The 21,102-nt window shown below is 74.8% G+C and carries 15 protein-coding genes and 2 pseudogenes; 13 read left to right on the forward strand and 4 right to left on the reverse strand.

The features are described 5' to 3' along the window. The first annotated feature begins 32 nt into the window (after nucleotides 1–32). The 10 genes from ACZ60X_RS38040 (at nucleotide 33) to ACZ60X_RS38085 (ending at nucleotide 12,971) form a co-directional block, all read left to right on the forward strand. Nucleotides 33–1,928: an ABC transporter ATP-binding protein gene (locus ACZ60X_RS38040; protein WP_469608933.1), complete on the forward strand. Its 1,896-nt coding sequence runs from the start codon at nucleotides 33–35 to the stop codon at nucleotides 1,926–1,928. Nucleotides 1,929–2,007: 79 nt separating this feature from the next. Then, complete coding sequence (locus ACZ60X_RS38045) at nucleotides 2,008–2,319, forward strand: RICIN domain-containing protein (RefSeq protein ID WP_469608887.1); 312 nt, start codon at nucleotides 2,008–2,010, stop codon at nucleotides 2,317–2,319. Nucleotides 2,320–2,383: 64 nt separating this feature from the next. Next, a complete protein-coding gene (locus tag ACZ60X_RS38050) occupies nucleotides 2,384–2,923 on the forward strand; it encodes a (2Fe-2S)-binding protein (RefSeq protein ID WP_469608889.1) in 540 nt (179 codons plus the stop codon). Continuing rightward, nucleotides 2,920–3,915 carry an FAD binding domain-containing protein gene (locus ACZ60X_RS38055; RefSeq protein ID WP_469608892.1) on the forward strand — a complete coding sequence of 332 codons (996 nt, stop codon included), beginning with the start codon at nucleotides 2,920–2,922 and terminating at the stop codon, nucleotides 3,913–3,915. Before ACZ60X_RS38050 ends, ACZ60X_RS38055 begins: the two co-directional genes overlap by 4 nt. Nucleotides 3,916–3,958: 43 nt before the next feature. Continuing rightward, a complete protein-coding gene (locus ACZ60X_RS38060) occupies nucleotides 3,959–6,184 on the forward strand; it encodes a xanthine dehydrogenase family protein molybdopterin-binding subunit (RefSeq protein ID WP_469608895.1) in 2,226 nt (741 codons plus the stop codon). Then, complete coding sequence (locus ACZ60X_RS38065) at nucleotides 6,181–8,550, forward strand: glycoside hydrolase family 65 protein (protein WP_469608898.1); 2,370 nt, start codon at nucleotides 6,181–6,183, stop codon at nucleotides 8,548–8,550. The genes ACZ60X_RS38060 and ACZ60X_RS38065 overlap by 4 nt, the downstream gene beginning before the upstream one ends. A gap of 94 nt (nucleotides 8,551–8,644) precedes the next feature. After that, nucleotides 8,645–9,454 (forward strand): LytR/AlgR family response regulator transcription factor, encoded by an 810-nt coding sequence (locus tag ACZ60X_RS38070; protein ID WP_469608900.1) that lies wholly within the window; start codon nucleotides 8,645–8,647, stop codon nucleotides 9,452–9,454. 110 nt (nucleotides 9,455–9,564) lie between these two features. Continuing rightward, nucleotides 9,565–9,957 carry a hypothetical protein gene (locus tag ACZ60X_RS38075; protein WP_469608902.1) on the forward strand — a complete coding sequence of 131 codons (393 nt, stop codon included), beginning with the start codon at nucleotides 9,565–9,567 and terminating at the stop codon, nucleotides 9,955–9,957. Nucleotides 9,958–9,959: 2 nt separating this feature from the next. Continuing rightward, the gene (locus tag ACZ60X_RS38080; RefSeq protein ID WP_469608905.1) at nucleotides 9,960–11,684 is read left to right on the forward strand and encodes a sodium/solute symporter; all 1,725 of its coding nucleotides are present in this window, start codon (nucleotides 9,960–9,962) and stop codon (nucleotides 11,682–11,684) included. A gap of 102 nt (nucleotides 11,685–11,786) precedes the next feature. Beyond that, a complete protein-coding gene (locus tag ACZ60X_RS38085; RefSeq protein ID WP_469608908.1) occupies nucleotides 11,787–12,971 on the forward strand; it encodes a sensor histidine kinase in 1,185 nt (394 codons plus the stop codon). A gap of 188 nt (nucleotides 12,972–13,159) precedes the next feature. On the opposite strand, the gene ACZ60X_RS38090 is transcribed toward ACZ60X_RS38085, so the two are convergent. From ACZ60X_RS38090 to ACZ60X_RS38100, 3 genes and pseudogenes are all read right to left on the reverse strand, one after another. Beyond that, nucleotides 13,160–14,791: a S53 family peptidase gene (locus tag ACZ60X_RS38090; RefSeq protein ID WP_469608911.1), complete on the reverse strand. Its 1,632-nt coding sequence runs from the start codon at nucleotides 14,789–14,791 to the stop codon at nucleotides 13,160–13,162. Between the two features lie 121 nt (nucleotides 14,792–14,912). Continuing rightward, nucleotides 14,913–17,819, reverse strand: coding sequence for an AAA family ATPase (locus ACZ60X_RS38095; RefSeq protein WP_469608913.1), 2,907 nt, complete (start codon nucleotides 17,817–17,819; stop codon nucleotides 14,913–14,915). 465 nt (nucleotides 17,820–18,284) lie between these two features. Beyond that, nucleotides 18,285–18,608 (reverse strand): annotated as a pseudogene (locus ACZ60X_RS38100) (alcohol dehydrogenase catalytic domain-containing protein); the annotation flags it as partial. 2 nt (nucleotides 18,609–18,610) lie between these two features. On the opposite strand from ACZ60X_RS38100, the pseudogene ACZ60X_RS38105 reads away from it, so the two are divergent. The 3 genes and pseudogenes from ACZ60X_RS38105 to ACZ60X_RS38115 all read left to right on the forward strand — a co-directional run. Further along, a pseudogene (locus tag ACZ60X_RS38105) lies at nucleotides 18,611–19,114 on the forward strand (helicase-related protein); the annotation flags it as partial. 211 nt (nucleotides 19,115–19,325) lie between these two features. Further along, the gene (locus ACZ60X_RS38110) at nucleotides 19,326–19,568 is read left to right on the forward strand and encodes a DUF5302 domain-containing protein (RefSeq protein ID WP_469608915.1); all 243 of its coding nucleotides are present in this window, start codon (nucleotides 19,326–19,328) and stop codon (nucleotides 19,566–19,568) included. A gap of 816 nt (nucleotides 19,569–20,384) precedes the next feature. Continuing rightward, nucleotides 20,385–20,729 carry a MerR family transcriptional regulator gene (locus ACZ60X_RS38115; RefSeq protein ID WP_469608918.1) on the forward strand — a complete coding sequence of 115 codons (345 nt, stop codon included), beginning with the start codon at nucleotides 20,385–20,387 and terminating at the stop codon, nucleotides 20,727–20,729. A 226-nt stretch (nucleotides 20,730–20,955) separates the two neighbouring features. Here the strand turns inward: ACZ60X_RS38115 and ACZ60X_RS38120 are convergent. After that, on the reverse strand, nucleotides 20,956–21,102 hold a 147-nt coding region (locus ACZ60X_RS38120; protein WP_469597396.1), incomplete at its 5' end, for a hypothetical protein.

Consider the following 21,102-nt stretch of genomic DNA (forward strand, 5'->3'; position numbering starts at 1 on the left):
ACGCTTGAGGTTCTACGTTCGTGCCCATGAGCATGGAGACCACCGCCTGGACGCAGCTGCACAGCGTCATGAACGCCCAGGCCGACCGCCGTCCCTTGGCCCGCGCCACGCTGCGCCGTATCGCCGCCTTCGCCCGGCCGCATCGCGCCGGCATCGTCCGCTTCGTACTGCTCGGGGTGGTGACCGCCCTGCTGGCCGTCGCGACCCCCGTGCTCGCCGGCCGCGTCGTCGACGCGATCGTGGCGGGGCACGACTCCGGCCGCGTGGTGCGGCTGTCCCTGCTCATCGCGCTCGTGGCGCTCGCGGAGGCGGGGCTCGGCATCCTCGGGCGGCGGCTGTCGTCGTCGCTCGGGGAGGGACTCATCCTCGACCTCAGAACGGCTGTGTTCGATCATGTGCAGCGCATGCCGGTCGCGTTCTTCACACGGACTCGTACGGGCGCGCTGGTCAGCCGTCTCAACAACGACGTGATCGGCGCCCAGCGGGCGTTCGCCAACACCCTGTCCGGCGTGGTGAGCAACCTGGTCACACTGGTGCTCACGCTCGCCGTGATGGTGACCCTGTCCTGGCAGATCACCCTGCTCGCGCTGGTGCTGCTGCCGGTGTTCGTGCTCCCGGCGCGCCGCATGGGCAGCCGGATGGCCCGGATGCAGCGGGAGGCGGCGGCGCTGAACGCGGCCATGGGCACCCGGATGACGGAGCGGTTCTCCGCGCCCGGCGCCACCCTCATCAAGCTGTTCGGGCGTCCCGAGGAGGAGTCGGCGGAGTTCGCCGCCCGCGCCGCCCGGGTCCGGGACATCGGCGTGCGCACGGCCACCGCGCAGTCGGTGTTCATCACCGCCCTCACCCTGGTCTCCGCGCTCGCGCTCGCCCTGGTCTACGGCCTCGGCGGCTGGTTCGCGCTGCGCGGCACCCTCCAGGCGGGCGCGGTCGTCTCGCTCTCGCTGCTGCTGACCCGGATGTACGCCCCGCTCACCGCGCTCGCCGGGGCCCGGGTGGAGGTGATGAGCGCGCTCGTCAGCTTCGAGCGGGTCTTCGAGGTGCTGGACCTCCAACCGCTCATCGAGGAGAAGCCGGACGCCGTCGAGGTCCCCGCGGGCCCGGTCGCCGTCGAGTTCGACGACGTCCGCTTCTCGTACCCGGCCGCCGACCAGGTCTCCCTCGCCTCCCTGGAGGAGGTCGCCACGCTGGACACCCGCGGTGGCGCCGAGGTCCTGCACGGGATCTCCTTCCGCGCCGAGCCCGGCCAGACCGTCGCCCTCGTCGGCTCCTCCGGCGCCGGCAAGTCCACCATCGCCCAGCTGCTGCCGCGCCTGTACGACGTCGACGCCGGCGCGGTGCGCATCGGCGGGACCGACGTCCGGGACCTGACCGCCGCCTCGCTGCGGGCCACGCTCGGCATGGTCACCCAGGACGGCCACCTCTTCCACGACACGGTCCGCGCCAACCTGCTGCTGGCCTGCTCCCACTCTCGGCTGCGCTCGAGCGGGGGGACCCCAACGGACGCCACGGACGAGGAGCTGTGGGACGCCCTTCGCCGGGCCCGGCTGGACGACGTCGTACGGTCGCTGCCGGACGGGCTGGACACGGTCGTCGGCGAGCGCGGCTACCGGCTCTCCGGCGGCGAGCGGCAGCGCATGACCATCGCCCGGCTGCTGCTGGCCCGCCAGCGCGTGGTGATCCTGGACGAGGCCACCGCCCACCTGGACAACACCTCCGAGGCGGCCGTGCAGGAGGCGCTCACCGAGGCCCTGGAGGGCCGTACCGCCGTGGTCATCGCCCACCGGCTGTCCACGGTCCGGGCGGCCGACCAGATCCTGGTCGTGGAGGCCGGCCGGATCGTCGAACGCGGTACGCACGAGGAACTGCTCGCGGCCGAGGGGCGGTACGCCGAGCTGTACCGCACCCAGTTCGAGGCCGCCGCCTGAGCGGTCGCGGGACTCACCGCAGGGGGAGCGGGCCGCGCGGCGCTGCCGCACCCGCTGACGCCGCTGGTGCGGACGTTCAGTGGCCCACCCCTGCCTCCCCGCCGCCGCAGGGCCACACCGGCCGCCCTCGTCGCAGCGGCGGCCGCCCGCGTGCTCACCGCTGTGCCGTCCCCCCCTCGCCCCGGCGGCGCCCGCACCCGCCGCCACCGCCCTGCCCACCGGCTTCGCCACCGTCGTCAACGCCGCGAGCGGCACGTGCCTGGACGCGCCCGTCCAGCTGTGGGACCACGGCGGCGCCGACCGGCGGTGGCCGACCGCCGAACGCGCCGACCGGCGTCGCGGACCTCGTCGCCTGTCCGTGAGGGAACAGCGCGGCCGCCCGGACGTGTGAGTCGCCACCGCGTGGATATGCGGATAGAACGGACACAAGGGCCCGTCCGGAAGGTCACCCCATCATGACCAGCGAGAACCAGCTTCCGACCGCCTCGGAGATCACCCTCCGGGTCAACGGCAAACCCCACACCCTGCGCGTCGACCACCGGCGTGTCCTGCTGGACCTGCTCCGCGAGGACCTCGGCCTGACCGGGGCGAAGAAGGGCTGCGACCACGGCCAGTGCGGTGCCTGCACCGTGCTGGCCGACGGCCGCCGCCTCAACAGCTGCCTGCTGCTCGCCGTCGCCCTCGACGGCGGTGAGATCACCACGATCGAGGGCCTCGGCGGCGACGGCGAGGAACCGCACCCGCTGCAACGCGCCTTCCTCGACCGCGACGCCTTCCAGTGCGGCTACTGCACCCCGGGACAGATCTGCTCCGCCGTCGGCATGCTCGCCGAGGCCGCGGCCGGCCACCCCTCCCACGTCACCGATCCCGCCGCACCCTCCGGCCGGCCCGTCCCGCTGGACCGGCCCGAGATCCGCGAGCGCCTGAGCGGCAACCTGTGCCGCTGCGGCGCCTACCCGCGCATCGTCGAGGCGGTGGAGGACGTGATCCGGTGAACGGCTTCGGATACCTCAGGCCCGCCACCGTCCAGGAGGCCGTCGAGGCGTACGCCGCCCACCCCGGCGCCCGCTACCTGGCCGGCGGCACCAACCTGGTCGACCTGATGAAACTCGGCGTCGAGCGCCCGGCCGTCCTGATCGACGTCGGCCGGCTGCCGCTCGCCACCGTCGCGGAGCTGCCCGACGGCTCCCTGCGCGTGGGCGCCACCGTCCGCAACAGCGACCTCGCCGCCGACCCGCGCGTCCGCGACCGCTGGCCGGCCCTGTCCCAGGCGCTGCTCGCGGGCGCCTCCGGGCAGCTGCGCAACGCCGCCACCACCGGCGGCAACCTGCTCCAGCGCACCCGCTGTCCCTACTTCCAGGACCTGGACAAACCCTGCAACAAACGCGAGCCCGGCAGCGGCTGCGGCGCCCGCGAGGGCGTCCACCGCGATCACGCCGTCCTCGGCCACTCCGAGCGGTGCATCGCCACGAACCCGTCCGACATGGCCGTCGCGCTGGCCGCCCTCGACGCCGAGGTCGAGCTGTACGGCACCGACGGCCCCCGGCGCCTCGCGGCGGCCGACTTCCACCGGCTGCCCGGCGAGCACCCCGAGCGGGACACCTGGATCCGCCCCGGCGAACTGATCACCGGCGTGCTGCTCCCGGCCACGACCGCCGGTGTCCCCTCCGCCTACCGCAAGGCCCGCGACCGGGCGTCGTACGCCTTCGCGCTCGCCTCCGTGGCCGTCGTCCTGAGGGTCGCGGACGGTGTCGTCGACCACGCGGGGATCGCCTTCGGCGGGCTCGCCCACCGGCCCTGGCGGGCCCGGCACACCGAGCTGGCCCTGCAGGGCGCCCCCGCGACCCCCGAGGCGTTCGAGGGAGCCGTGGCGCTGGAACTCGCGCACGCCGACCCGCTGCCGGACAACGCCTACAAGGTGCCCCTCGCCCGCAACCTCGCCCTGGACGTCCTGACCCGCCTCGCCCCCGCTCCCGCGACGGCCTGAGCCGGCGCGCGACGAGCGGGCGCGGGCAGAGCAGGAGGAACCCATGACCTGCCACTCCCCGGACACTCCCGCCCACCGCCCGGACACACACCCCACGCCCCCCGACACCCCCGCCGCACACGCATCCCACCGGGCCGCCGACGAGCGCCGGCCGACGGGACAGACCTCCGGCGGCGCCCTGGGCGCCTGCGTCGAGCGGCGCGAAGGGTGGCAGAAGGTCAGTGGTGCCGCCCTGTACGCCGCCGAGTACGCGCTGCCCGGCCGCGCCCACGCATGGCCCGTGCCCGCCGCGATCGCGCGCGGCCGGGTCACCGGCGTCGACACCTCGGCCGCCCTCGCCCTGCCCGGCGTCCTCGCCGTCCTCACCCCCGACGACGCGCCCCGCCTCGGCCCGTGCGACGACGGCACCCTCGCGCTCCTCCAGGGCCCGGACGTGCCGCACCGGGGCTGGTGCGTGGCCCTGGCCGTCGCCGAGAGCCCGGAGACCGCCCGCGCGGCCGCCCGTGCGGTCCGGGTCACCTACACGGCCGAACCGCACGACGCGGGTCTGGACCCCGGCCACCCCGACGCGTACGAGCCGCAGGAGACCAACGCCGGTTACCCGGGCCGGACCGAGCACGGCGATCCGGAGGCCGCCTTCGCGGCCGCCGAGGTCCGCGTCGACGTCACCTACCGGGTGCCGCCGCTCCACAACCACCCCATGGAGCCGCACACCAGCACGGCCCACTGGGACGGCGACCGGCTCACCGTGTACACCTCCAGCCAGGGCGGTACGACCGTGCGCGAGGTGCTCGCCGGGCTGTTCGAGCTGCCCGAGGACCGGATCACGGTCGTCACCGAGCACGTCGGCGGCGGCTTCGGCTCCAAGGGCACCCCGCGCCCCGACGTCGTCCTCGCCGCCATGGCCGCCCGCCGCACCGGCCGGCCCGTCACCCTCGCCTACCCTCGCCGGTACCTGCCCACCACCGTCGGCCACCGCGCCCCCACCGTGCAGCGCCTGCGGCTCGGCGCGAGCGCGGACGGCCGGCTCACCGCCGTGCTGCACGAGGTGACCACCCACACCTCCAAGGTGCGGGAGTTCGTCGAGCAGGCCGCCGTCCCGTCCCGGGTCATGTACACCGCCCCCGCCCTGCTCAGCTCCCACCGGGTGGTCCCGCTCGACGTGCCCAGCCCGTCCTGGATGCGCGCCCCCGGCGAGGCGCCCGGCATGTACGCCCTGGAGTCGGCCGTGGACGAACTCGCGGGCGCGCTCGGCATGGACCCGGTGGAACTGCGCGTGCGCAACGACCCCGAACGCGAGCCCGAGAGCGGCAAGCCGTTCAGCAGCCGGCACCTCGTGGAGTGCCTGCGCGAGGGCGCCCGCCGCTTCGGCTGGGCCGAGCGCGACCCGCGGCCGGGGACGCGCCGCGAGGGCCCGCTCCTCATCGGCACCGGCGTCGCCGCCGCCACCTACCCGGCCGCGGCCGTGCCGGCCACCGCGACCGCCCGCGCCCTGCCCGACGGCACCTTCCGCGTGCGGATCAACGCCACCGACATCGGCACCGGGGCCCGTACCGTCCTCGCCCAGATCGCCGCCGACGCCCTCGGCGCGCCCCTCGACCGGGTCCGCACCGAGATCGGGCACAGCGACCTGCCGTCGGCCTGGCTGGCCGGCGGCTCCATGGGCACCGCCTCCTGGGGCTGGGCCGTGCACGACGCCTGCGCCGAACTGGCCGCCCGGCTCGCCGCGCACCCCGGGCCGCTGCCCGCCGACGGCATCGGGACCCGCAGCGACACCGCCGGGCGGGCCGACGCCGACAGCCCCTACGCCCGGCACGCCTTCGGCGCCCACTTCGCCGAGGTCGCCGTCGACACCGTGACCGGCGAGACCCGGGTACGCCGGCTGCTCGGCGTCTTCGCGGCCGGCCGCATCCTCAACCCCCGCACCGCCCGCTCCCAGTTCACCGGCGGCATGACCATGGGCCTCGGCATGGCCCTCACCGAACACAGCACCACGGACCGGGCGTTCGGCGACTTCACCGAGGCCGACCTCGCCTCGTACCACGTGCCCGCGCACGCCGACGTCCCCGCCATCGAGGCCGACTGGATCGACGAGGACGACCCGCACCTCAACCCCATGGGCAGCAAGGGCATCGGCGAGATCGGCATCGTCGGCACCGCCGCCGCCCTCGGCAACGCCGTCCACCACGCCACCGGCGTCCGGCTGCGCGAACTGCCCCTCACCCCCGACCGGGTCCTCGCCGGCCTGCTGTCCGAGGGACGGCGGTGACGGGACCGACCTGGGAGTACGACGGATACCGGCCGGAGGAGGAGCGGCTGCGGGAGTCCCTGTGCACGCTCGGCAACGGCTGCTTCGCCACGCGCGGCGCCCTGCCGGAGTGCGCCGCGGACGACGTCCACTACCCCGGCACCTACGCGGCCGGCTGCTACAACCGGCTCACCTCCGACGTCGCCGGACGCCGGGTCGAGAACGAGGACATGGTCAACCTGCCCAACTGGCTGCCGCTGCGTCTGCGCGTACCCGGCGGGGACTGGCTCACCCCGGAGACCGCGCCGGTCACCGAGCACCACCAGGTGCTCCTCCTCGACCCCGGCCTGCTGGAGCGCCGCACCGGCTACGGCCTGCCCGGCGGGAGCACGCTCCACGTACGCCAGCTGCGCCTGGTCCACATGGCCGACCCGCACCTCGCCGCCCTGCGCACCGAACTGACCGTCGAGGGCCACACCGTCGAGCTGGAGGCCGAGGCCGCCCTCGACGGCGGTGTCACCAACTCCGGGGTGGCCCGCTACCGGGACCTGGACGGCCGGCACCTCACCCGCTTCCACACCGGCACCGCCGCGCCCGGCACGGTGTGGCTGCGCTGCCGCACCCGTACCTCCGACATCCGCTTCGGACTGGCCCACCGGCTGACCGCCGAGGGACCCGTCAGCCACGCGAACGAGGCCCACCGCGCCGTCCAGCGCGTGCGCCTGCGCCTCACGCCCGGCCGTACCGTCACCGTCGACAAGACCGTCGCCCTGCACACCTCCCGCGACCCCGCCATCGGCGACCCGTGGCACGCGGCCGTCGAACGCGTCGAAGCCGCCCCCGGCTTCGACGAGCTGCGCGCGACCCACGCCGGCGCCTGGGAACAGCTGTGGCGGCGCAGCGCTCTGGAGGTCCCCGGTGAGGCGGGCAGCATCCTGCGCCTGCACCTGTTCCACGTGCTGCAGACACTCTCCCCGCACACCGCCGACCTGGACGCCGGCGTCCCCGCGCGCGGGCTGCACGGCGAGGCCTACCGCGGCCACGTCTTCTGGGACGAACTCTTCGTCCTGCCCTACCTCAACCTCCATCTGCCCGAGGTCTCCCGCGCCCTGCTGCACTACCGGCACCGGCGCCTGGACGCCGCCTGCCACGCGGCCCGCGCGCTCGGCCGGCGCGGCGCGCTCTTCCCCTGGCAGAGCGGCAGCGACGGCCGCGAGGAGACCCAGCAGGTCCACCTCAACCCCCGCTCCGGCCGCTGGCTGGCGGACCACTCCCATCTCCAGCACCACGTCGGCTCGGCGATCGCCTACAACATCTGGCAGTACTGGGAGGCCACCGGCGACACCGACTTCCTGCAGGGCGAGGGCGCCGAGACACTGCTGCACATCGCCCGCTTCTGGGCGGACTCGGCCACCTACGACCCCGCACTCGGCCGGCACCGCATCCGCGGCGTCGTCGGCCCCGACGAGTACCACGACGCCTACCCCGGCGCCGACACCCCCGGCCTGGACGACAACGCGTACACCAACGTCACCGCCGCCTGGGTGCTCGCCCGCGCCCTGGACCTGCTGAACAACCTGCCCGAGCCGCGCCGCCGCGAACTGGCCGACGCCATGGGCCTGGACGGGGACGAACCCGCCCGCTGGGAGGAGGTCTCCCGCACCCTCCACGTGCCCTACCACGACGGCGTCATCAGCCAGTTCGAGGGGTACGGGGACCTCGCCGAGCTGGACTGGGCCGCCTACCGCGAGCGGTACGACGACATCCGGCGCCTGGACCGGATCCTGGAGGCCGAGGGCGACACCGTCAACCGCTACAAGGCGTCCAAACAGGCCGACGTCCTGATGCTCGGCTACCTCTTCTCCGCCGCCGAACTCCGCTCCCTCTTCGAGCGGTTGGGCTACCGACTGGACACCCGCACCTGGACCGCCACCGTCGACCACTACCTGCACCGCACCAGCCACGGCTCGACGCTCAGCGGCCTCGTCCACGGCTGGATCCTGGCCCGCGCCCGCCGCGCCGACGCCTGGGCCTTCGTCCAGGAGGCGCTGCGCGGCGACATCGCCGACCTCCAGGGCGGCACCACCGGCGAGGGCATCCACCTCGGCGCGATGGCCGGCACCCTCGACCTCGTCCAGCGCGGACTGACCGGCCTGGAGACCCGCGGCGGCGTCCTCAGCCTCGACCCGGTCCCGCTCCCCGAACTGTCCTCCTACGGCTTCCCGTTCCGCTACCACGGCCACTGGGGCGCCCACCTCCGCCTGCGCAGCGGCCTGTTGGAGATCGCCGTACCCTCCTCCGACCGCGACCCCATCGGCGTCCGCCTGTGGAACGAGGTGATCCCGGTGGTCCCCGGCGAGACGGCCCGGCTGGTCCTGCCGGAATGAGCCGTGCCGCCCCGCCCGCGATCTCGACGGCGGTGGCCGGAAGGGACCACGATGCACGGGTGGGAAGGTGAACGAGGGAGAGGAACGGGCGGAGATGAGCGGGACCGACGCCCCCCTGAGGGTGCTGGCGGTGGACGACGAGGAACCCGCACTGGAGGAGCTGCTGTACCTCCTGGGGCAGGACCCGCGGGTCGGCACCGTGCTGCCCGCGGCAACGGCCGCCGAGGCGCTGCGCCGGCTCGACGCAGCCGCGCGGGGCGGCCCGGACGGCACCGGGGCCGTCGACGTCGTCTTCCTCGACATCGACATGCCGGGACTCGACGGCCTCGAACTGGCCCGCCGACTGGGCAGGTCCACGGCGCCGCCGCTGATCGTCTTCGTCACGGCCCACGAGGACTTCGCGGTCCGCGCCTTCGACCTGAAGGCCGTCGACTACCTGCTCAAGCCGCTGCGCACCGAGCGCTTCGCGGAGGCCGTACGGCGCGTCACCGAACTGGTCCGCGCCGGACAGGGACCCCGGCCCGCCACCGCCGGCCCCGCCCGCCCGGCAGCCGGTCCCGGCGACCACGTGCCCGTCGAACTGGGCGGCGTGACCCGCTTCGTGCCCATCGCCGACATCACCTACGTCGAGGCCCAGGGCGACTACGCGCGCCTGCACACCCGGCGCGGCAGCCACCTGGTGCGCATCCCGCTGTCCACGCTGGAGGAACAGTGGCGCGAACGCGGCTTCGTACGCATCCACCGCAGCCGGCTCGTCGCCCTCGGCCGGATCGAGGAACTGCGCCTGGACGGCGGCAACGTGACCGTCCGGATCGGCGACCGGATCCTGGCCGTGAGCCGCCGCAACGCCCGGGACCTGCGCGACCTGCTGGCCCGCCAGATGGCGGGGGCGGTGCGGAGGTGACGGACGTGTGGTGATTCTCCTCCGGTCTCGTCCGGCGGCTGTCGGGCGGCTCGCGCGCTGCGTACACTCGCCGCACACCAGGTGATCAGCGCGGCCTCGGGGAGTACGTCATGGGTGCGCAGTCCGTCCCGCGCAGAGAGGTGGTCACCGGGCGGCCGCCCGCCCGGGACCGTGCCGAGCGCGCGGCGCCCCGCCCGGCCGCCGCCCCCGAACCGGCCGGCGTGCCGACACGCGAATCCGAAGCACACGTAAGGCAGTTGATACGGAGTCAGCTGTCCGCCGCCCTCGCCGTGACGGCCCTCCTCGCGGTCCTGCTCGGCCTGCTTCCCGTCCTGCTGCGGCTGCTGCCGCCCGCCGCCGCGCCCCGCGTCCCGCTCGCCGTCTGGCTCGTCCTGGGTGCGGCGCCGTACCCCGCGCTGCTGGCCCTCGGCGCCTGGTACGTCCGCCGCGCCGAGCGCAACGAGCGCGCCCCGGCCGCCCCCGTCCGACCGGAACGCCCCTGACCGTGAACCAGGCGTACGGCATGGCGGGCGTGACGGCCGTGGTCCTCGCCACGGTCCTCGTCGGCGCGCTCGGCCTGCGCGTCTCCCGCACCACCTCCGACTTCTACGTCGCCTCACGCACCGTCGCCCCCCGGCTCAACGCCTTCGCGGTCAGCGGCGAGTACCTGTCCGCCGCCTCCTTCCTCGGGGTCGCCGGGCTCGTCCTCGCCCAGGGCGTCGACATGCTGTGGTTCCCCATCGGCTACACCGCGGGCTTCCTGGTGCTGCTCGCCTTCGTCGCCGCCCCGCTGCGCCGCTCCGGCGCCTACACCCTGCCCGACTTCGCCGAGGCCCGGCTGGAGTCCCGGGCCGTGCGACGGGTCGCCGGGGCGCTGGTCGTCGGCATCGGCTGGCTCTACCTGCTGCCCCAGCTGCGCGGCGCCGGCCTCACCCTGCGTCTGCTCACCGGCGCCCCCGGCTGGCTCGGCGGGCTGGTCGTCTCCGCCGTGGTGGCCGCGGCCGTCGCCGCCGGCGGCATGCGCAGCGTCACCCTCGTCCAGGCGTTCCAGTACTGGCTGAAACTCACCGCGTTGCTGGTGCCCGTGGTGTTCCTGCTGTTCGCCTGGCGCGCCGACCGGGCCCCGGCGCCCGTCTGGGACGAACGGCCCCTCTTCCACCGCGCCACCGAGGTGCGCGTCGACCGGCCGCTCGCCCTCACCGTGCGCGAGCCGGTCCGGGTCACGGTCTCCGGGAGCGTCGACGGCCGCGCGCTGCACGGGACCCCGGTCCGGCTGGACGAGGGCCGGCACCGGCTCGGCGCGGACACGAGCGTGCGCTTCCCGGCCGGCGCCGCCGTCCCCCTGCCGGAGCGGACAGCGGGCCGGTCCGCCGCCGGCTGGGACGAACCGCTGTCCTCCTCCCGCGCCCAGCACGGCCTGTACGCCACGTACGGCCTGATCCTCGCCACCTTCCTCGGCACCATGGGCCTGCCGCACGTCGTCGTCCGCTTCTACACCAACCCCGACGGCCGCGCCGCCCGCCGCACCACCGTGCACGTGCTGGGCCTGCTCGGCGCCTTCTACCTGCTGATGCCGGTGTACGGCACGCTCGGCCGCCTGTACGCCCCCGACCTGCTGCTGACCGGCGACACCGACGCCGCCGTCCTCGTCCTGCCGCAGCGGCTGATCGGCGGCGTCACCGGGGACCTGCTCGGCGCGCTGGTCGCGGGCGGCGCCTGCGCGGCCTTCCTGTCCACGGCGTGCGGACTGACCATGTCCGTCGCGGGCGTGCTCGCCCAGGACGTCCTGCCGGCCCTCGGCGTACGCCACTTCCGGCTCGCCACGCTGCCCGCGATCGCGGTGCCCACGGCCGCGTCGGCGCTGGTCGGCGAGTTGCCCGTGGCCGACGCGGTCGGGCTGGCCTTCGCCGTCTCGGCCTCCTCCTTCTGCCCGCTGCTCGTCCTCGGCATCTGGTGGCGCGGCCTGACCCCGCCGGGCGCGATCGCCGGACTGCTCCTGGGCGGCGGTTCGGCGCTGACGGCGGTGGCGGCCACGATCGCCGGCGGCGCCGACTCCGGCTGGCCGCACACCCTGCTGGCGTGGCCCGCGGTGTGGTCGGTCCCGGTCGGCTTCGCGGCGATGATCCTGACCTCGCTGGCCACCCGCACCCGCGTCCCGCCCGGCACCGCCGCCACCATGGCCCGCCTCCACCTGCCGGAGCCCACCCGCCCGGGCCCGGCCGCACCCTGACCGAGGAGCAGCTGTGCACGCCCTTGCCCACCGCGACCGCGCCCATGACCGCGCCCCGGCCGCCGGGACCGCCGCCGGCCGCGGCGCCGTCCGGCCCCGCCGATGACGGTCCTCGGCACCGCGGCCCTCGCCCTCGCCGCGCTCGCCGTGTTCGCGCTCGGGGCCGCCCTCGGGCACGGCGCGGCACGCAGGCAGCGGGAGCACCGGGCCGGCACCGAGGACGCGCGCGCCCTCGTGCGGGCCCTGCACGGGGCCGGGCTCGCGGCCGCACCGCTGCGGGCCGGGCTCGGCGCGGACAGCGCCCGCCGGGTGGCGCGGCGGCTGCGGCCCCTGCTCGGCACGCCCGCGGTCGCCCTCACCGACGGCACCCGCGTCCTCGTCTGGGACGGGGCCGGCGACCACCATCGCGAGCAGCTCGCGCGGCTGCTCGCCGGCCCGCCCCGCCGCCGTACCTTCGCCCTGTCGTGCGACGACGACGGCTGCCCCGTCCGCTGGGGCGTGCTGGCCCCGCTCACGGCCGGCGGGCGGCCCGTCGGAGCCCTCGCCGTCTTCGCGGGCGCGGAGTCCGCCGCCCGCGAGCGGGCCGCCGAGGCGGCGGCCGGCCGGCTCTCGCTGGAACTCGACCTCGCCGGCCTCGACCGGGCCCGCGCCGACGCACACGAGGCCGAGATGCGGGCCCTGCGCGCCCAGATCTCCCCGCACTTCATCTACAACTCCCTCGCGAGCATCGCCTCCTTCGTGCGCACCGACCCCGAGCGCGCCCGTGAACTGCTCCAGGAGTTCGCCGACTTCACCCGCTACTCCTTCCGCCGGGACGGCGACTTCACCACCCTCGCCGAGGAGTTGCGCTCCATCGAGCAGTACCTGGAACTCGCCCGCGCCCGCTTCGGCCGCCGGCTGCGGGTCACCTTGCGTATCGCCCCCGAGGTGCTCCCCGTCACCCTGCCGTTCCTGTGCCTGCAACCCCTGGTCGAGAACGCCCTCAAACACGGTCTGGAGGAGTCCGTGGAGCGCAGCAGCATCACGATCACCGCCGAGGACGAGGGCACCGAGGCGCGGGTCGTCATCGAGGACAACGGCGTCGGGATGGACCCCGGACGCCTGCGCGCGATCCTGCGCGGTACGGCCGGCGCGGCCGGCGGCATCGGCCTGAGCAACGTGGACCGCCGGCTGCGCCAGGTCTACGGCGACGACCACGGCCTGGTCATCGAGACCGGCGTCGGCGCCGGCACCAAGATCACCGTACGCGTCCCCAAGTTCCGCCCCGGCGCCCAGGCCCCGCCGTGAACCCGGGTCCGCCGGTGACCGGCTTCCGCCCCCGCCACGGGCACGCACCTCGACGAGGCCGGACTTCCAGTGCCGCGGCATGCCGTCGGACGGCAGGACGCTCCCGCCGCACCCGGCCCCGTCACGTCCTCGGTGTCGTGCCACGGCGCAGGCCGGCGAATCAGCGCCGGCCCGCGCCCGGTCGGTCGTCAGCCGAGCAGCTTGCGCGCCAGGGTGGCGGCGTTGTACGAGCCCCAGCCGGTGGGGAAGTCCCAGCCGGTGGCCGCGGAGTAGGCGCCGTTGCTCCCGCTGGTGATGTCGTGGAAGCCGGTGCCGCTCGCCGAGTACAGGGCGGGGTCGGCGAAGCCGAGGCCGGCCTTGCCGGCCGCCGCGGCCTGCTGGTCGTAGAGGGCCGCGAACGCCGCCCACTCGGGCGCGGCGGCGCTGGTGCCGCCGACCGAGGACCAGGAGCCCTGCGAGTAGATCGAGACGCCGGGGCTGGGGTCGGCGTGGGCCGAGACGTCCGGCACCTGGCGGTACCCGCCGCCTGTGCTCTTCTGCACCGCCGTCTGCCAGCTCGGGATCTTGAAGACGGACGACTTGCCGCCGCCGCCTCCGGACCAGGCCACCTCCTTGCTCCAGGCGTTGGACGAGGTGACGGTCAGCCTGGTGCCGCCGACGCCGGTGACGTACGGGTCGCTGGCCGGGTAGTCGACGGAGGTGCCGCCGTCGCCCGCGTCGTCGGAGCCGCTGTCGCCGGAGGCCGCGTAGAAGCCGAGGCCCTGGGCGGCGCCGGCCTTGAAGACGGCGTCGACCGCGTTGATGCCGGAGGTGGTGCGGGCGCTCTCGGCGGCACCCCAGCTGATCGAGGTGGTCGGGATGCCGCTGTCGACGATGGCCTGGTAGGTGTCGACCTCGCCCGCGTCCGAGTTGGGCCCCTCGAACACGGTGACGTTCGCCTTGGGGGCGATCGCGTGCAGGACCTCGATGTCCAGCTCGACCTCGACCTGGCCGTCGCCGAGCGCGCCGGAGCCGCCGTCCACCTTCTGCACGGCCGGCGTGGGCGAACCCAGGCCGTAGTGGTTGTCGTACGTGGTGATGTTGGACTGCTGGAAGCCGTCGAACTCAAGCAGCGCGATCTTCTGGCCGCTGCCGGTGTACGTACCGGAGACGTTGTAGCCGCCCTTGAGCTGGGCCGGCGTGTACCCGCCGCCCGGGCCGTCGTGGGGGGAGACGGCGCGCGGGGTGGCCTGGTGGTGCCGCTGGACGCGGTTGTTGAGGCCCGCCACGTCGCTGACGATCGATGCGATGGCGGTCGGCAGGGTCGGCGCGCTGTCGTTGGCGTAGAAGGAACGCCCCGTCCGCGCGTCCTTCCAGGTCGACAGCGTGGTGCCGAAGGCCTTCTCCAGTTGGGCGGCGGTGCCGCCGGCGTCGACCAGCAGGTTGCCCGAGTGGACGGCTGCGACGGTCAGGCCCTGGGCGCGGAGGTAGTCCTTGAGCTGCTTGATCTCGGCGTCGGTGCGGCCGAAGCGAGCGGCGAACTGATGCTTCGTCAGATGGTGGCCGTAGGAACGCGACCGCGGGTCGCTGACCTGGGCCACGAACGTGTCGAGTGCGGTGCCGCCTCTGGGAGTCAGGCTGATCGCCACCGATATCCGCCTGCCGGCCGCGACGCTTCCGGTGCGCGCCGCGTCGCGCTCCAGGCCCGGCAGGACGTCTCCGGCGATGGCGGCGCGGGCCGTGTGCGGTTGTGCGGCGTTCGCGGCATGGGCGGTGGGGACGACCGCGGTGACCAGGGCCGGCGCGGCGACCAGACCGAGCAGTTTCAGGCGTGACTTCACTGAAGTCCTCCGTGGGGTGGGGGAGTTGTTCCGGAAGCGGAACGACTTCACCGTAGAAACACCTGCCGCACCCCCATAAGCGGGGGAACCCTTGCGGGACGTGTTAACGGCCGATGTCGCGTCAACGACGTGTGTCGAGAGCATGGCGGGCCTGGGCCTGGGCATGACCGGGCCGGCTCACCGTCACGGCCTGCTCGACAGGCCTCACCTGGCCGTCGTCGTCGGGGTCGACGGACGCGCCGGAGGCGAGGACGGCGACCGCCATGGCGTGGGCGAGCGCGGTGCGCGAGCGGACCCCGACCTTGCGGTAGACCCGCGACAGGGTCCCTTCCACCGTCTTGACGCTGATGAACAGCTTCGCGGCGACCTCCCGGTTGGTGGCCCCGCCCCCGACCAGCTCGGCGATCCTGGCCTCGGTGGGGGTGAGTTCCGGCCCGCCCGCGCCCGCCGCACCGCCGCGGTCCTTGGTGTCCAGCCGCCGTAGCTCGTCCCTGGCCCGCGCCGCGAGCGGAACGGCGCCGATCCGCGTGGCGGTCTCCAGCGCCTCATCGAGAACCGCGCGCGCCGCGCTCCTGCGGCGCGAGCGGCGTTCGACGGCCCCGAGCGCGATCAGGGTACGCACCAGCTCGACGGGCAGGGGGAGTTGGCGCAGCCGGTCGACGGCGGCCCGCAGCCGCGCCGCTCCCTGCTTCGCCCGGCCGATCCCCGCCTCCCGCAGCCCTTCCGCCCGCTCCAGAGCCGCCAGCACGCTGCCGGGCGTGTCGCCGCCCACGCGCGCGTAGGCCTCGCGGACGACGGCCTCCGCCTCGTCCGTCTCGCCCAGGAGGACCAGGGCTTCGGCCAGGTCGCCGTACCAGTGCAGCAAGGGCGGGTCGGCGGCGCACATGGCGGTTCCGAGTTCCCTGACCCGCTGGAGCGCCTCTACCGCGGCCGCGGCCCCCCGTGGATCTCCGGCGAGCAGCTCGGCCTGCCCGAGCACGGCCAGCGCACGCAGCAGGAACAGCCGGTCGCCGTCGGCTTCCGAGGCACGCACCGCCTGCCCGGCCAGCTGCCGGGCTTCCTCCGCGGTGCCGCCCGCGGTGGCCGCCAGCGCGGCCGCGTACAGCGCGGGAGCGGCCTGGGCCATCGCGCGCGAGCAGCGCGCCGCGGTGTGCAGTGCCTCGCGGCACTGTCCGGCCCGCACCTGGACCCGGGTCAGTGCCACCAGCGTCGCCATGACCTCCTCGACGCCGGCGAACTCCGCGACAGCGGCCAGCAGTTCGGCGATCTGCTCCCGGGCCTCGGTCACCCTGTCGGAGTCCAGGGCGAGGATCGCCCGCATCCGCAGCAGCCGCCGACTCTGCGGACCGCCGTCGGCGCCCCCGGCCAGGGCGAGGGCCTCCTTCAGCGCGGCGTCCGCCTGGGCGGGATCACCGGCCAGGGACCGCACCCGGGCGTAAGTGGCGAGTGCCCCGATCCGGGTCTGCGTGTCACCCGCCACGGCCGCCTGCCGGGCAGCGTGCCGGGCATGCCGGGCCGCCTGCCCTAACTCCCCGCACAGCAGGCCCCGTACGGCTGCCCAGTGGTGCAGCGGGGCCTCGGCCTCCGGATCGCCTGCCGCATCGCGGAGGCCTTCCCTGATCAGCGCGTGGGCGCCCTCCAGCGCCTGCCCGGCGTTGCGGAGCAGGACCAGCCGGGCCCGCACCCGGCGGCGTGCCGAGCCCGATTCGGCGAGGACCGTCTCGGCGGCCTCGGCCGCCTCCTGAGGCTGCCCGGCGTCGCACGCGTACTCCGCCGCGGCCAGCAGCCGGTCGGCCCGGTCCGCGGGCCGGTCGCCGGGGGTGCGGCGGGCGGCGAGCCAGGCCAGCTCGCACGCGGCGCCGTGCGCGCCGTCGCGGTGCGCGGCCTGCGCCGCGGACATCAGCGCGCGGGCGGTGTCCTCGTCCTCGTGCGGGCGGGCGTGAGCGAGATGGCGGGCCTGTGCGACCGGCTCGGTGACGGCGCGGGCCAGCAGCGCGTGCGCCTGGCGGCGGTCGCTTTCCGGTGCGTCGGCGTAGACGGCGGCCCGGATCAGCGGATGCCGGAAGCGTATGGTTCCGTCGGCGTCGGTCGTCGCCAGGCCGAGTCGTTCGGCCGCCGCCAGAGCCGCTTCGGGGTCGGGGAGCCCGGCGGCGCGCAGCAGGGTGAGGTCGGGGCGGGCGGCGGCGCTCGTGACCAGGAGAGTGCGCCGCGCCGTCGCCGGCAGTGCGCGCACCCGGTCCAGCAGCAGGGTGCGCAGTCTCCGGGGCACGGGCAGCGTCGCACCGAAGACCGTGGGCGCCGGGCCGCGCAGGGCCGTCGCCCGCCCCAACTCCAGTGCGTACAAAGGGTTTCCGGCGGCGGTGTCCTGGATCACCCGCAGTACCCGCGGTGGCAGGCCGGCACCGGTGCCGGCGCGCAGGAGGCGGGCCACCTCGTCGTCCGTCAGCGGCGGCACCGCGAGTTCGCTCGTGCCCGGCGGGCAGCAGCCCAGTCGCTCGGGCTGTTCGGTGTCCGCCACCCGCTCGGCGGCCACCACCCGTATGTCCAGGCCGTCGAGGCGGCGTACGGCGAAGGCCAGCACCTCGGCGGTGCCCTCGTCGAGCCACTGCAGGCCGTCGAGCACCAGCACGACGGGGCCGTCGGCGGCCAGGGCGCGCAGGACGTCGAGGACGGCGAGGCGCACCGCGAGACGGCCGCGGCCGTCGGCCGGTTCCGTGCCGCGCAGCAGGGCTGCCCCCAGCGCCGCCCGGCGCTCGGGCGCGAGGGTCTCCAGGCAGTTCTCCGGCACCCGCGCGAACAGGTCGACGAGCCCGGCGAACGGGAGCCGGGCGTCCTCCTGCGCGGGCGAGCAATGCAGTACGGTGCCGACCGGGGGGTCCTGCGCCGTCAGGGATGTCACCAGGGCTGCCACGAGCACGGATTTGCCGATCCCCAGGGGACCGTGGAAGAGCACCCCGGGACGGGCGGTCAGCTCGGCCCGGGCGGCGTCGAGCAGCTCGCGGCGCCCGGTCAGCGACCGTGCTCCCACCGCGGCTGCCCATCTCCGCGGCCGGCACCGGCCTTCGGGCGTGATCCGTCGGGTGACGGGTCGCACCCGGCACCGAGGGCGCAGCCATCGGTACGGCGGATGCGGCAGCTTTCAAGCGGGGGGATCATGTGTTCATGACAACCCGCACGGATTCGGGTTGTCAATGACGGCCGCCCCGCGGCCCGCCCGCCACGACCCCGGCAGCCGGTGCCACGGGGCACCCGGAGGGGAGGCGGAACCGGTCGTCGGTGTCCGCGATGCAAGACCCGTCCGGGAAGCCCTTGACCGGCGCGACGGACCTCTGCTGGACTCCGGCCCCATGAACCCGCGCGTGGACCTCACTCGGCGGCGCCCCATCGATCCGGCGCACGTCTCCAGCGCGTTCTGCAGCCGCTGAGCCGGCACGCCGTCCCGCGGTGCCTGCGGGACCGTCCCCGCCCCCTCGGGTGAACGTCTCCTTCACCTGATGACGCGCGCGCCGCGCTCCACGGCGAGCTGGACAGCGGCGCTCCCGACGCTGCCGGATGCCCCGTTGACGAGCACGGGGCTGCCCGCTGTGACGCCGAGCTGGTCGAGCGAGCGGGCCGCGGTCTCGGCTGCCGCGGGGATCGCCGCGGACCTCGCGTAGTCGAGCGCGTGCGGGATCGGGGCCCAGCAGGACAGCACGGCCAACTCCGCCTGGGCGGCGCCGTAGGGCGAGGCTCCGAAGACCCGGTCGCCCACCGCGACACCCGAGACGTCGTCACCGATCTCGTCGACGACACCAGCAGCCTCGTGGCCCAGGGTCTGTGTCCCTGGCGCAGTTCAAGAACGGCGAGATCACCGCTCTGGTGGCGACCGACGTCGCGGCCCGTGGCCTGCACGTCGAGGGCCTCGATCTCGTGGTCAACGTCGACCCGCCCACGGACCCCAAGGACTATGTGCACCGGGCCGGCCGCACCGCCCGCGCCGGTGAGTCCGGCAGCGTTGTCACGCTCGTGCTGGCGGGCCGGCGCCGCGAGGCGAGCCGCATGATGGCCGGGGCCGGCATCGAGCCGACCGTCACCAAGGTGCGGTCGGGCGAGGCGGAGCTGAGCCGGATCACCGGCGCCAAGGCTCCCTCCGGCACCCCGCTCGACGGCGGGCCCGCCGTCCCCCGGCCGAAGAACGGCAACGCTCCCTTCCGCGGCCTCGGCACCAGCAAGGACCCCTCCCGCGGCGCCGGCGGCAGGTCCCGAAAGGCCGGCGAAACCCGCAAGCTCGCCGAGGCCCGCAAGGCGGCTCTCGTGCGTCGCAACAGCGCGCGCAGCACCTGAGAGCCGTTGCCCGGCGGCCGATGTCCTGGCCGCGGGATCGACAACCCTCGGCCCGGCCCGAAGCCGTCCCGTGCGCCCCACCTGCGCAGCGAACGCCTTGGCCGCGAGAGGGATACCCGCCGAAACGGAGCAGGATGATGTTGCCGACGCCCCGCACTGCGTCCGGCATGACAAGCTGTCCCTTGCCCACCCCCGAGCCCAGGAGGTCATCATGACCGCAGAGCCCGTATCCATGGAAGGTTCGGAGCCGGCCGGCCCCGAGACCTCCCCTCTGGCGCCGGACAGCGACGGCACCTACGACCTCAAGCGCAAGTTCCGCGAAGCCCTGGCGCGCAAGCGCGGCGCGCAGGCGGACGCCGCTGATATCGCCGCCAACCCCGATGCGTCGAAGGTGCGTGCGACGCGCGGACCGGCTGCGAGCCAGCGGTCGTTCAGGCGCAAGAGCGGCGGCTGAGTCGATCAGTCCCGCGATCCAGCCGCCCAACAGCACTGTGAGTGCTGCCCACTTGCACGCCCCATGCGGCGTCCCGCAACGTGCACGTACCCCTGTGCGCGTTGGGGGCGAGGCGTAGCCGGCAGTCCGCAAGGAGAATCGGGGGTTCCCCTTCTGCTGCGGCTTATCGACGCACGGTCGCTCGCGTTCCCGGCCGCGGTCGCCTTCGTGCCCGGCCATGGTAGCCCGCTGATCTGGGCCTCGGCGCGGAGCTGTGGCGGTGGACGTACGCGGCTTGGGGCGCCGTTCACCGTGCGAGCACCGGGCCGGTCTCACCGAGGACTGCTGTACGGGAAGCGCGGCCGCCATGCGAGTGAGCACTCTTCCTGATGTACCTGCGGTAAAAGCAGACGCACACTCCATGCAGAAAAACTGTCATGGCTGCAGTAGACATTCGGTCGCCGTAGGGTTAACGTTGTCCTCGTACCCAGAAGTCGAAGTGGGCACAGCAGGCGCGAACTGCTGTGCAGGTAGACCAGAAGGACACGGCCCAGCGGGGCTGTGAGCAGTACCTGTGGTATCCGCGTAATCGAAAGGTAAGGAGCAGAACGCCATCAGGATCGCCCGGGCGAGGAAGCAGTCCGCCCGGGTACCGCAAGGCCCCGGATGGGAAGGTGGTCCCCGGTCACGCATTCGCGATCCCCGCAACCCCGCCCTTCAGGCGGCTGCGGAAAAACAGGGCCGGCGCAGCGCGCCGGTAGATGGTGTTGAAAGCTCGGGGCCCGGGTGCCGTACTGGCACCCGGGCCCCCCGACGTGTCTCCGAAAGAAGAGGTCTATGCCGCCTGCCGGTTCCCGTCCCGTCGGCCCTCTCGACGATGACGACTACCCCGCCTACACCATGGGCCGGGCCGCCGAGATGCTCGGCACCACCCCTGCCTTCCTCCGTGCCCTCGGTGAACACCGCCTGGTCACCCCGCTGCGCTCCGACGGCGGCCATCGCCGCTACTCCCGGTACCAGCTGCGCATCGCCGCCCGCGCCCGCGAACTCGTCGACCAGGGCACCGCCATAGAGGCCGCCTGCCGCATCGTCGTCCTCGAAGACCAGCTCGAAGAGGCGCAGCGCATCAACGAGCAACTGCGCGCCGAGGGCGGCACGCCTCGGCCGAAGACATCGACCTGATCAGAACGCCCGAACCCGAGGCGACCGATGCACTGCCGGCGGACGAAGCCGCTGAGGGACCGCACCGCCGTTCCGCGGCTCAGGCGGGCTCAACGCGTCAACCGGACTCCACTTGGCGGGGATCTGGAATCGGGGCAGCTTCCGGCCGCCGCTGGGGCGGCACCGCCCGGGTAGTCCGTCGCGGGCGGGGCCGTGGCCGGAAGGGGCCGTGCTGCCGGGCTGTGGCTCAGGCGTCGATGATGACGGGGATGACGAGGGGCTTGCGGCGGTGGGTGCGGAACGCCCAGTTCGCCACGGCGCGGGCGAGGAGTTGTTCGAGTTGGCGGGCGTCCCCGACGCCTTCCTCGGCCGCGGTGGCCAGGGTCTTCTCGAT

The organism is Streptomyces sp. NPDC104106, assembly GCF_055584345.1.

Bases quoted from the DNA above. Each gene is read 5' to 3' on its own strand.
- ACZ60X_RS38110 (WP_469608915.1), top strand. From the start codon at position 19,326: ATGACCGCAGAGCCCGTATCCATGGAAGGTTCGGAGCCGGCCGGCCCC.
- ACZ60X_RS38060 (WP_469608895.1), top strand. From the start codon at position 3,959: ATGACCTGCCACTCCCCGGACACTCCCGCCCACCGCCCGGACACACAC.
- ACZ60X_RS38075 (WP_469608902.1), top strand. From the start codon at position 9,565: ATGGGTGCGCAGTCCGTCCCGCGCAGAGAGGTGGTCACCGGGCGGCCG.
- ACZ60X_RS38115 (WP_469608918.1), top strand. From the start codon at position 20,385: ATGCCGCCTGCCGGTTCCCGTCCCGTCGGCCCTCTCGACGATGACGAC.
- ACZ60X_RS38050 (WP_469608889.1), top strand. From the start codon at position 2,384: ATGACCAGCGAGAACCAGCTTCCGACCGCCTCGGAGATCACCCTCCGG.
- ACZ60X_RS38085 (WP_469608908.1), top strand. From the start codon at position 11,787: ATGACGGTCCTCGGCACCGCGGCCCTCGCCCTCGCCGCGCTCGCCGTG.
- ACZ60X_RS38070 (WP_469608900.1), top strand. From the start codon at position 8,645: ATGAGCGGGACCGACGCCCCCCTGAGGGTGCTGGCGGTGGACGACGAG.
- ACZ60X_RS38040 (WP_469608933.1), top strand. From the start codon at position 33: ATGGAGACCACCGCCTGGACGCAGCTGCACAGCGTCATGAACGCCCAG.